General features: G+C 67.4%; 9 protein-coding genes. 2 read left to right on the plus strand and 7 right to left on the minus strand.

Translation table 11 applies throughout. The features are described from left to right. Nucleotides 1-71 precede the first annotated feature (71 nt). Nucleotides 72-2,384 (plus strand): CDC48 family AAA ATPase, encoded by a 2,313-nt coding sequence (locus ACWPMZ_RS01065; RefSeq protein WP_455702184.1) that lies wholly within the window; start codon nt 72-74, stop codon nt 2,382-2,384. 9 nt (nt 2,385-2,393) lie between these two features. Here the strand turns inward: ACWPMZ_RS01065 and ACWPMZ_RS01070 are convergent, their stop codons facing one another. Both ACWPMZ_RS01070 and polA read right to left on the minus strand, forming a co-directional pair. Beyond that, nucleotides 2,394-3,446, minus strand: coding sequence for a mechanosensitive ion channel family protein (locus ACWPMZ_RS01070; RefSeq protein WP_455702185.1), 1,053 nt, complete (start codon nt 3,444-3,446; stop codon nt 2,394-2,396). A 56-nt stretch (nt 3,447-3,502) separates the two neighbouring features. Continuing rightward, a complete protein-coding gene (gene polA / locus ACWPMZ_RS01075; protein WP_455702186.1) occupies nt 3,503-6,376 on the minus strand; it encodes a DNA polymerase I in 2,874 nt (957 codons plus the stop codon). Between the two features lie 239 nt (nt 6,377-6,615). On the opposite strand from polA, the gene ACWPMZ_RS01080 reads away from it, so the two are divergent. After that, nucleotides 6,616-6,882 (plus strand): hypothetical protein, encoded by a 267-nt coding sequence (locus ACWPMZ_RS01080; RefSeq protein ID WP_455702187.1) that lies wholly within the window; start codon nt 6,616-6,618, stop codon nt 6,880-6,882. A gap of 98 nt (nt 6,883-6,980) precedes the next feature. On the opposite strand, the gene bla is transcribed toward ACWPMZ_RS01080, so the two are convergent. From bla to groES, 5 genes are all read right to left on the minus strand, one after another. After that, on the minus strand, nt 6,981-8,024 hold the full coding sequence (gene bla, locus ACWPMZ_RS01085) for a class A beta-lactamase (protein ID WP_455702188.1): 1,044 nt from the start codon (nt 8,022-8,024) through the stop codon (nt 6,981-6,983). A 150-nt stretch (nt 8,025-8,174) separates the two neighbouring features. Beyond that, nucleotides 8,175-8,933, minus strand: a complete 759-nt coding sequence (locus ACWPMZ_RS01090) for a class I SAM-dependent methyltransferase (protein WP_455702189.1) — start codon at nt 8,931-8,933, stop codon at nt 8,175-8,177. Between the two features lie 105 nt (nt 8,934-9,038). Next, on the minus strand, nt 9,039-9,446 hold the full coding sequence (locus tag ACWPMZ_RS01095; RefSeq protein WP_455702190.1) for a baeRF12 domain-containing protein: 408 nt from the start codon (nt 9,444-9,446) through the stop codon (nt 9,039-9,041). Nucleotides 9,447-9,640: 194 nt separating this feature from the next. Continuing rightward, nucleotides 9,641-11,281, minus strand: coding sequence for a chaperonin GroEL (gene groL / locus ACWPMZ_RS01100; RefSeq protein ID WP_455702191.1), 1,641 nt, complete (start codon nt 11,279-11,281; stop codon nt 9,641-9,643). Nucleotides 11,282-11,352: 71 nt separating this feature from the next. Beyond that, nucleotides 11,353-11,640: a co-chaperone GroES gene (gene groES, locus ACWPMZ_RS01105; RefSeq protein ID WP_455702192.1), complete on the minus strand. Its 288-nt coding sequence runs from the start codon at nt 11,638-11,640 to the stop codon at nt 11,353-11,355. Between the last annotated feature and the right edge of the window lie 80 nt (nt 11,641-11,720).

Raw genomic sequence — 11,720 nt, forward strand, 5'->3', positions numbered from 1 at the left:
GGTTTGCAATCGCAGGGGCTCGTTCCCAGCTAGGCCGCACTTGGACAGAATAACGGGAGCGAGCGGAGCCCATGGCCGACGCGGCAACAGCGGAAAAGACATCAGCGAACACGGTGCGACTGCAGGTCGCCGCCGCCCGGCAGGAGGAGAGCGGCCAGGGCGTCGCCCGCATGCCGCGCACGGCGTTCCAGAAACTCGGCATCACCGAGGGCGACCCCGTGGAGATCGAGGGCAAGCGCCTGACCACCGCCATCGCCATGGCCGCCTATCCCGAGGATGAAACCCTCGAGGTGGTCCGCCTCGACGGGTTGCAGCGGCAGAACGCCGAATCCGGCAGCGGCGAGCACGTGGTGATCCGCCGGGCAGAGCCCAAGCCTGCCACGCGGGTCATCTTCGCCCCGGCGCAGCGCGAGATGCGCCTGCAAGGCCCGACCGAGGCGCTCAAGCGCGTCTTCTTCCGCAAGCCGATCTCGGCCGGCGACCTCGTCGCCACGCATGGGCGCCAGCCGCAGAACATGCCGCCGCAGATCGCGCAGATGCTCAACGCGCCGGCCTTCACCTTCACCGAGATTCGCCTGCAGGTGGTCAGCACCGTGCCCAAGGGCGTGGTGCATATCGACGAGAACACCGAAGTCGAGCTGCGCTCGGAATTCGAGGAGCCCAGCGGCGGCCACGGCATCATCAACTACGATGACGTCGGCGGCATGGAGGAAACCATCAAGGCCCTGCGCGAGATGGTAGAGCTGCCGCTCCGCTATCCCGAGCTGTTCACCCGCCTCGGCGTCGATCCGCCCAAGGGCGTGCTGCTCCACGGCCCGCCGGGAACCGGCAAGACCCGCCTGGCCCAGGCCGTCGCCAACGAGAGCGACGCGAGCTTCTTCACCATCAATGGCCCCGAGATCATGGGCAGCGGCTATGGCGAGAGCGAGAAGCGCCTGCGCGAGGTGTTCGAGGAGGCCGAGCGCAGCCAGCCGGCCATCGTCTTCATCGACGAGATCGATTCGATAGCGCCCAAGCGGCAGAACGTTTCGGGCGAGGCGGAAAAGCGCCTCGTCGCCCAGCTGCTGACGCTGATGGACGGGCTGCAGAGCCGCGCCAACCTGGTCGTGATCGCCGCCACCAACCGGCCCGACGCGATCGACGAGGCGCTGCGCCGGCCCGGCCGGTTCGACCGCGAGATCGTGATCGGCGTACCAGACGAGAAGGGTCGCCGGGAAATCCTCGGCATCCACACCCGCGGCATGCCGCTGGGCGAAGGGGTCGACCTGAACGAGATCGCCCGCTCGACCCACGGCTTCGTGGGCGCCGACCTTGCGGCCTTGGCGCGCGAGGCGGCGATCGAGGCAGTGCGGCGGATCATGCCCAAGATCGACCTCGAGGCGCGGACCATTCCGCCCGAGGTGCTCGAGGAACTGCAGGTCGAGAAGGCCGATTTCCGCGAAGCGCTCAAGCGCGTCCAGCCGAGCGCGATGCGCGAGGTCATGGTCCAGGCGCCGACGGTGGGCTGGGCCGACATCGGCGGTGTGGACGAGGCGATGGAGCGGCTGCGCGAAGGCGTGGAGCTGCCGCTCAAGAGCCCGCAGGCGTTCGACCGGCTGGGTATCCGTCCGGCCAAGGGATTCCTGCTTTACGGCCCCCCGGGCACCGGCAAGACCCTGCTGGCCAAGGCCGTGGCCAAGGAAGCGGAGGCGAACTTCATCTCGATGAAGTCGTCGGACCTGCTGTCCAAATGGTACGGCGAGAGCGAGCAGCAGATCAGCCGCATGTTCGCCCGCGCCCGCCAGGTCGCGCCCTGCGTGGTGTTCATCGACGAGATCGATAGCCTGGTGCCCGCGCGCGGCACCGGTGCAGGCGAACCGCAGGTGACCGCCCGCGTGGTCAACACCATCCTGGCCGAGATGGACGGGATGGAGGAGCTCAACTCGATCGTCGTGATCGGGGCGACCAATCGGCCGAACCTGGTCGATCCGGCGCTGCTACGGCCGGGCCGCTTCGACGAGCTGGTCTATGTCGGACCGCCCGATGCGAGGGGGCGCGAGCTGATCCTGGGCATCCACACGCGCAACATGCCGCTGGCCAAGGACGTCGACCTTCCCGGCATCGCCGCCAAGACCGAACGCTATACCGGCGCGGATCTGGAGGATGTGGTGCGGCGCGCCGGTCTGACGGCCATTCGCAAGCGGGGCGAAAAGGCGAAGAACGTCACCGCCCAGGATTTCGCCGAGGCGCTGGAAGACAGTCGCCCGACCGTGACCGAGCAGATGGAAAGCGAATACGCCAAGATGAAGGGCGAGCTGAAGCGCAAGGCGATGGAAGTGAACCCCATCGGCTTCGTGTGGGACGGCATGGTCGAAAGCACCCGCGAGAAGAAGCACGGGAGCTAGGCCGGAAGCCTAGGGCGCGTTCGGCACGCTGCGCTGGATCAGCGCGTTGGGCTGCTCCTCGCGCAGCCAGTCGACCATGTGTTCGCGCACGGCGGAGCGCAGCTCGAACAGGGCGGAAATCGTCGCTGCGCTCATCGCCAGCCGCAGTTCGACCCAGTCGGGCTGCGCGTCTGTCATGAAGACGGTCGCGGTGCGCTTGTCCCACAGCGGGTGCTCGCCCACGAAGCGTAGGAACTCGGCGCGGATCGGTGCGACCTCGGCCTTCGGGTCGAGCCGCAGGAACACCGGCCCGGACAGCCGCTCGCTGTCGCGCGACCAGTTCTCGAAGCTGTTGTCGAGAAACCGCACGGTGGGGACCAGGACCACGCGTTCGTCCCACGTTCGCACGGTCACGAAGCTCATGCGGATCTCCTCGACCCTGCCGGTGTGACCGTCGATGACCACCAGGTCGCCGATGCGCAGCGGCTCGGTGATTGCCATCTGCAGGCCCGCAATGAGCGACTTGAGCGCCGGCTGGGCCGCGGCGCCCACGGCCAGCGCGGCGAGACCTGCCGAGGCGAGGAGCGTGGTCCCGACAGCGCGCACGCCGGGGATGCTCATCAGCATCAGCCCTGCGGTCACCACCACGATGACCAGCAGCGCCGTGCGCGCCAGGATCGTCACCCGGGTCTGATGGCTGCGGGCCGACGCCAGGTCCTCGTGCCGGCCGGCGCGCAGGATGAGTGCCTGCGACAGGCCCTTGACCAGCGCATAGGCGATCCAGCCGAGCAGCAGCGGCATGACGAGGCCGGCAAATCGGTCCCACACGGCGTTCAGCGCGGGAACGGCGCGGGCGGCGAGCACTAGGCCGAAGGTCCCCATCGCCCAGCGCGCCGGCCGCTCCATCGCCGCGATGATGACGTCGTCGGTCTCGGTCTGGTTTCTCTTCGCCAGGCGGAACAGCACGCCGAAGAGGGCCCGGTGCACCAGCAGGCCCAGCAGCACGCCGCCTACTCCGGCGAGCAGCGCGGTTCCGGCGTCCCAGGCCCAGGGTTCGATGCGGGATTGCAGGTCGGCGATCATTGCGCGGCGGGTTAGGGGACCTGTTCCCCAGCGTCAAATCCCGGCGCGCGCCGGCGTTAGTGCGCCGCGTCCCAGCTCTTGCCGTGGCCGATCTCGATGCCCAGCGGCACGTCGAGCTCGACCGCGGGGAGCGCCGCCTCGGCCATGACCCGGGCGATGACCGGGCTCGCCTCGCCTACGTCGCCTTCGGGCAATTCGAACACCAGTTCGTCGTGCACCTGCAGCAGCATGCGCACGTGGCCCAGCCCGGCGTCCTCCAGTGCGGGCATCATCCGCGCCATCGCGCGCTTGATGATGTCGGCGCTGGTGCCCTGGATCGGGGCGTTGATCGCCGCCCGTTCGGACCCTGCGCGCTCGTTGGGGTTCTTCGACGTGATGCGCGGAAACCATGTCTTGCGGCCGAACAGCGTCTGCGAATAGCCCCTCTCGCGCACCGTCTCGAGCGTCGCGTGAATGTATTGCTGGATGCCGGGAAAGCGCTGGAAGTAGGTGTCGATGATCGCTTGCGCCTCGTCCGCCTCGATCCCCAGCCGGCCGCCCAGGCCCCAGCGGCTGATGCCGTAGAGGATCGCGAAGTTGACCGTCTTGGCGCGCGCGCGGGTGTCGCGGTCGACCGTGCCGAACATTTCGAGCGCGGTGCGCGAATGGATGTCCTCGCCAGCGGCGAAGGCTTCCTTCAACTGGGGCACGTCGGCCATGTGCGCAGCAAGGCGCAGCTCGATCTGGCTGTAGTCGGCGGCGAGCAGCACGTTGCCATCCTCGGGCACGAAGGCCTCGCGGATCTGCCGGCCGATCGCGGTGCGGATCGGGATGTTCTGCAGGTTCGGGTCGGTCGAGCTGAGCCGCCCGGTCTGCGCGCCGACCAGGCTGTAGCTGGTGTGGACCCGGCCGGTGTCGGGGTTGATCGCCGCCTGCAGCGCATCGGTGTAGGTGTTCTTGAGCTTGGCGAGCTGGCGCCAGTCGAGCACCTTGCGGGCCACTTCGGCCCCCTGACTGGCGAGGTTCTCGAGGATCGCCTGGTCGGTCGAATACTGCCCGCTCTTGCCCTTGCGGCCGCCCTTGTAGCCCATCTTGTCGAACAGGATGTCGCCCAGCTGCTTGGGACTGCCGATGGTGAATTCCTGCCCGCAGCATTCGTAGATTTCGCCTTCGATGCGGGCGATCTCCACGGCGAATTCCTCGCTCAGCCTGGCCAGCCGCTGGCGGTCTACCTTGATGCCGTGGCGTTCCATCTGCGCCACCACCGGGATCAGCGGACGATCGACCCGCTCGTAGACCCGGGTGCCGCCCTCGGTCGCCAGGCGGGGCTTGAGATGCCGGTGCAGGCGCCAGGTCACGTCGGCATCTTCGGCGGCGTATTGCGTCGCCTTGTCGAGGGGCACCTCGCCGAACGGGATGGCCTTCTTGCCGGTGCCGCAGATGTCCTTGAAGGTCAGCGTGGTGTGGCCCAGGTGCCGCTGGCTCAGTTCGTCCATCCCGTGGCCGCCGCCGATCCCGCCGGCACCGATCGCGTCGATGCTGCGCCCGGCATCGAGGTCGAAGCTGACGATCATCGTGTCGTCGACCGGGGCCAACCGGATGTCGGCGCAGCGGGCGAGGATGTTGATGTCGTATTTGATGTTCTGGCCGACCTTGAGCACCGCGTCGCTTTCGAGCAGCGGGCGCAGCGCGGCATAGGCGGCCTGCCGGTCGACCTGCCGGGGCTTCTCGGCGAACATGTCGCTGCCGCCGTGGCCCAGCGGGATGTAGCAGGCATCGTTGGGGCCGAGCGCCAGGCTGATCCCGGCAAGCTCGGCGCGCATCGCGTCGAGGCTGCTCGTCTCGGTGTCGACTGCCACCAGCCGCGCGGCGAAGGCGCGGTCGATCCAGTGCTGCAGGCGTTCCATGGTCTGGACACACTCGTAGGCCGTGCGGTCCACGGCGGGCATTTCGGGCAGGTCCTGCCGGTTGCCCGCGGGCGAGGCCGGGGCGCCGGCGGTGCTTTGCTTGGCGGGATTCAGCTCGGTCGGCCGGCTGGGGCTGCCCACGCCGGTATCGAGCCGCTTGAGCAGGCTGGTGAAGCCGTGGCTGGCGAGAAACGCCTTGAGCGGCTCGGGCGGCACGCCGTCGAGCCGGAAGTTGTCGAGCGGCATCGGCAGGTCGCAATCGCTTTTCAGCTCGACCAGGACGCGGCTGAGTTCGGCCATCTCGCGCCCTTCGAGCAGCCGGTCGCGCAGCTTGGAGGGCTTCATGCCCGGCGCGGCATCGAGCGCGGCGGTGAGGCTGCCATATTCGTTGATCAGGTTCGACGCGGTCTTGGGCCCGATGCCGTAGATCCCGGGCACGTTGTCGACGCTGTCGCCCATCAGGGCGAGCACGTCGCCGACCAGTTCCGGCCCCACGCCGAACTTCTCGATCACCTCGGCCCGTTCGATGCGCTGGTTCTTCATCGTGTCGAGCATGTCGATGCAGCCGCCCTCCACGCCGTCGTGCGGCTCGGCGCATTGCCCGACGAGCTGCATCAGGTCCTTGTCGGAACTGACGATGGTTACGTCCCAGCCGCGGCGCGTGGCCTCCTTGGCGTAGGACGCGATCAGGTCGTCCGCTTCCAGCCCGACCACCTCGATGCAGGGGATCGAGAACGCACGGGTCGCGTCGCGGATCAGCGGGAACTGCGGCACAAGGTCTTCGGGCGGTTCGGGCCGGTTCGCCTTGTACAGTTCGTACAGGTCGTTGCGGAAGCTGGTGCTGCCGGCATCGAGGATGACCGCCAGGTGAGTGGGGCCGTCGGCCTTGTCGAGATCGTCGGCCAGCTTCCACAGCATCGTGGTGTAGCCGTAGACCGCGCCGACCGGCGTCCCTTCCGGGTTGGTCAGGGGCGGAAGGCGATGATAGGCGCGAAAGATGTAGGCCGATCCGTCGACGAGATAGAGATGCTGCTTGTCGGGCATGACAGGCTGCTAGCAGGCCGCGGCGGGCGGGTCAGCAGGGCTTTTTGCAACCTCCTGTCAGAGGGCGCACCGCCACGGGCAGAACGGGGCAAATGTGGCACTGTGCCACAATTCCCTTGCGCTGCCACAAAGTCGCCACTATTTCAGTCATCGAAACAAGCCTTCTGGCAGGTTTCGCGGGCGGCTCCGGCAAATCGGCTCCGTGCGCTTTCAAACTCGCTGTTCAAGGATACTGACACATGCGCAAGATCATGCTCGTTGCCGCCATTGCCGGCCTTTCGCTCGCCGCCTGCTCGGAGCAGACCGAAGACGCCGCTGAGACGACCGTCGACAGCGCTGCCGCCGACGCCGAAGCCAATGCCGACGCCGCTGGCGACGCGATGGCCGACGCCGCGACCGCGACCGCCGATGCCGCGACCGAAGCGACCGACGCTGCTGCTGCCGGCGCTGCCGCTGCCGAAGCCGAAGTGCAGGACGAGACCACGACCGAAGCCGCTGCCGACTGAGCCAGCGCTTCGACTACGGTCGAAACAGGAAAGGGCGCGGCCGCAAGGCCGCGCCCTTTTCCTTTGCGTGCGGGGTGGCTGGCGGAAGCGGGGGCGGCCTAGCCGCCGATGTCCGAGCTGGGAGCGTTCGTCCAGGTGCGCGAGCGGTCCTGCGAATAGGACTGGGCATACCCGTCATAGACCGCACGGGCGATGCTGGCGATCTTGGCCTCGCGGTTGGCGCGGCTGCCTTGCCCGGTGACGTAGATCGCCAGGGCGATCGCCCTGCCGTCCGGCGCGCGCAGAATGCCCACGTCGCTCGAGGTGTTGTTGAGCGAGCCGGTCTTGTGCGCGACGATCACGTCGCTCGGCATCAGCGCCGGAATGCGCCGGGTGCCGGTCTTGCAGTTCTCCATCGTCGAGACGAGGAAGTGCCGGCTGTGCGCGCTGAGCCACTTGCCCTGGTAGAGCCCGGTGAGGAGCTGGACCATGTCGCGCGGGGTCGAGCTGTCGCGCAGGTCGATGTGCACCGCAGGGTCGAACTCGCCGTCGTCACGCACCAGCGTGGCGATGTCGCGCGAAAGGTTGAAGCCCTGGATCCCGGCGCGGCGCGCCCAGTCGTTGACCACGGCCGGGCCGCCGACGGCGGCGAGCAGCGCATCGGTCGCTGTGTTGGAGCTGTTGATCAGCGAAAGTTCGATCAGCCGCCGCGCGGTGAGGTACTGCCCGGCCTTGACCGGGGCGACGGCGGTCGAGAACCGCTTCGAGGCGACCGGGACCAGCAGCGGATATTCGCTCGTCAGCGACAGGCGCCCACGGTCCACCCCTTCGAGGAAGGTCGCGGCAATGGCGATCTTGCTGGTGCTGGCCATCGGGAAGCGCTGGTCGCCCAGCACGCCGATCTCGCGGCCGGTCGCCAGGTCGATGGCGGCGACGCCGATGCGCCCGTTCGAGCCGTCCGCCAGCATGGCGATCGTGCGTTCGAAGGGGTTGCCGTAGACCGGGGTGAAATCGCGCGGCGCGCGGTCCTGCGTGCCGATGATCTGGTCGAAGGCAACCTTGAAGCCTTCGGGCGAGAGCGACTCTTCGGCCTGCGCGGGAAGGGCAAGGCCCAAAGCCAGCGCCAGCGGAAGAAGAAGACGACCGATCCGTGCAAAAGTCATAAATGAAAAGCTACCCATCCATCCCTTCCAGAAAGTTAATAGGACGAATGTGAACCGGGCAAGAATAGCACGACGAGACGAATGTTTACGCCAGACGAGTCGAGTCCGAACGGGTAGGACTGGCGGGAACCCGGATATTTAGGCCGGGAATCAGCCGGGTTTCCTGAAGCGCAGCGCGAACTGGTCGGTCTTGCCGCGGATCGACGGGTCGAACACGTTGGCCGTGCGCGGATCGTCGGCCCGAGCGTAGAAATCGGCGGTCCCGTCGAGCTGGAAGCCCGCCGCGGTGAGGGTGTCGATAACGAACTGCCGGTCGATGCGGTGGAGCCCGTCGGCGGCGGAGGAGCCCGTCCCAGGCGCAGCGCTGTGATCGATCACCACCAGCGTCCCGCCGGGCTTGAGCGCGTCGTAGAAGCCCTTGACCGCCTTCGCCGCCGTCCCCGGCGGCATCGGGCCGATATAGAGGTCGTGGAAATTCTGCACGGTGATCAGCGTGTCGAGAGGTTCCGGCCAGGCCGCCGCGGCGATCGGCGAGCGAACCTTTGCGGCGTTGGGGTAATCTCTGACCGCTGCGTCCTGCTCGGTGGCATAGGCCGGTCGAAACCCGATGAACTCGTCGGCCTGGAAGCCGTAGACCTTGCCGTTCGGGCCAACCGCGGGAACGAGGAGGCGGGTCCAGTAGCCGGCCCCCATCAGCCAGTCGCCGACCACTTCGCCTGGCGCAACCTGCGCGAAGGCCAGCACTTCGGCCGGCAAGCGCGCGGCGTCGCTTGCCTTGTCGGCGGCGGGGCGCCGCGAGTCGTCCAGCGCGCCGGCATAGGCGGCGGGAGCGAGTCCCCCGGCGTCGTTGGCGGTGGTCGTGCAGGCCGCCAGCGCGAGCGCGGCGGCGAAAGGTCCCAACAGGCGCATACATCGTTCTCCCACCGGTGTCGGCGAAGTCTACGACTGTCGCGGCGGGAAGGCAAAGGGCGGCGGACCCTGTGGCAGGGTCCGCGCGCCTTTACGCGAACGGTGTCAGGCCGCGGCTAGTACCTGCTCGATCTCGGGCAGCGGGACGTTGGTCAGGTCCTTGGCGACTTCGCCCGCGATCCGGCTCTGCAGTTCCTTGTGCACATGATGCCGGATCTCGCCCAGTGTGCGCGGGTCGGCGACGATCACGATCTTGTCGATTCCCCCGCGCAGGGCCTGGGTGTTGAGCCAATCGGCGATCGCCGCGCCGTGGGCTAATTCGTCGATCGCGGCATTGCCGCCGCGCTGCGTCGCGCTGTCCTGATTGCGGACCCCGGCGCTGAAATTGGTCAGTTCGAGGTCGAGGTCGCTCACGGCTTCCAGCTTGGGTTCGAACGGCTGGCCGATATTGCGCAGCAGCAGGAAACGTTCGGCATTGGCCACGGCTACGAGGGCACGATGGGGGATCTTCACAGGCTGTGTCTCCGGTTGCAGTCTCCCGGGTTCAACGAGCCGGCCGGCCGTTGGTGCCGACGCCCGGACGAATGCGCAGGGCCGCTCGTCGTCCCGGGTCCGCCACGGGACGTGCGGGCCGCTTGTCGCACCGGCACGCAAAAAGGGCCGGCGGATCGCTCCGCCGGCCCTTCCTGTTGCTTGGCGCGCGGGCGTTAGAAGCCCATGCCGCCCATGTCGGGCATGCCGCCGCCGGGCATTCCGGCGGGCTTGTCGTCCGGCAGTTCGCTGATCGCCGCTTCGGTGGTGATCAGCAGGCCGGCGACCGAAGCCGCATCCTGCAGCGCCGTGCGCACGACCTTGGTCGGGTCGACGACGCCGGCCGCCACGAGGTTCTCGTAGGTGTCGGTCGCGGCGTTGAAGCCCTGCGTTTCGTCGTCCTCACGCAGGAGGTTGCCCGAAACGACAGCACCGTCATGGCCGGCGTTCTCGGCAATCTGGCGGATCGGCGACATGATCGCCTGGCGCACGATGTCGATCCCGCGGGTCTGGTCGTCGTTCGCACCGCGCAGGCCGGCCAGGGCCTTGGTCGCGTAGAGCAGGGCGACGCCGCCACCCGGGACGATACCTTCCTCGACCGCGGCGCGGGTCGCGTGGAGAGCGTCGTCGACGCGGTCCTTGCGCTCCTTCACCTCGACTTCCGAGGCGCCGCCGACCTTGATCACCGCAACGCCGCCGGCCAGCTTGGCCAGCCGCTCCTGCAGCTTCTCGCGGTCGTAGTCGCTCGACGTGGTGTCGATCTGGGCGCGGATCTGCTCGACCCGGGCCTTGATGTCGTCGGCATTGCCGGCGCCATCGACGATCGTGGTGTTGTCCTTGTCGATCGTGACCCGCTTGGCTTCGCCCAGCATCGTCAGCGTGACGTTCTCGAGCTTGATGCCGAGGTCCTCGGAGATCATCTCGCCCTGGGTAAGGATCGAGATGTCCTGCAGCATCGCCTTGCGGCGATCGCCGAAGCCGGGGGCCTTGACCGCCGCGACCTTGAGGCCGCCGCGCAGCTTGTTGACCACCAGGGTGGCCAGCGCCTCGCCCTCGATGTCCTCGGCGATGATGAGCAGCGGACGGCCGCTCTGCACCACGGCCTCGAGCACCGGCAGCATCGACTGCAGGTTCGACAGCTTCTTCTCGTGGATCAGGATATAGGGGTTATCCAGTTCCACCGTCATCTTCTCGGGATTGGTGACGAAGTAGGGGCTGAGGTAGCCGCGGTCGAACTGCATGCCCTCGACCACGTCGAGCTCGAATTCGAGACCCTTGGCTTCCTCGACGGTGATCACGCCTTCCTTGCCGACCTTGTCCATCGCCTCGGCGATCTTCTCGCCGACTTCACGGTCGCCGTTGGCCGAGATGATGCCGACCTGGGCGATTTCCTGCGTGCCCGAGACGTCCTTCGACCGGCTCTTGAGGTTGGCGACCACGGCGGTGACCGCGGTGTCGATGCCGCGCTTGAGATCCATCGGGTTCATGCCCGCGGCGACCGACTTCATGCCCTCGCGTACGATGGCCTGGGCCAGCACGGTAGCGGTGGTGGTGCCGTCACCGGCGAGATCGTTGGTCTTCGAGGCCACTTCGCGCAGCATCTGTGCGCCCATGTTCTCGAACTTGTCCTTGAGCTCGATTTCCTTGGCGACGGTCACGCCGTCCTTGGTGATGCGCGGCGCGCCGAAGCTCTTGTCGATCACCACGTTGCGGCCCTTGGGACCGAGGGTGACCTTCACCGCGTTAGCGAGCGTGTCCACGCCCTTGAGAATGCGCTCGCGCGCGTCGCGCGAGAATTTGACGTCCTTGGCAGCCATTGGGCAAACCTTTCGTGTTGGAAGTTGTCAGGTTGACACTGTTGTCAGTGTCCAGGGATGGAAATGCGGCCTCAGCCGATGATCCCCATGATGTCGCTTTCCTTCATGATGAGCAGATCCTCACCATCGAGCTTGACCTCGGTGCCCGACCACTTGCCGAACAGCACGCGGTCGCCGACCTTGACGTCCAGCGCGGTGATCGTGCCGTTCTCGGCGCGGGCGCCCGAACCGATGGCGACGACTTCGCCCTCGCTCGGCTTTTCCTTGGCGTTGTCGGGGATGATGATGCCGCCGGCCGTCTTTTCCTCGGCCTCGATGCGGCGGACCAGCACGCGATCGTGCAGCGGACGGAATGCCATGTGTATGACCTCTCTCTTGGTTGAACCTCTTGGCACTCTGATTGGATGAGTGCCAGCCGCGCGGATTTAGTGCGGCTGAC

It is taken from the genome of Tsuneonella sp. HG222, assembly GCF_053819185.1.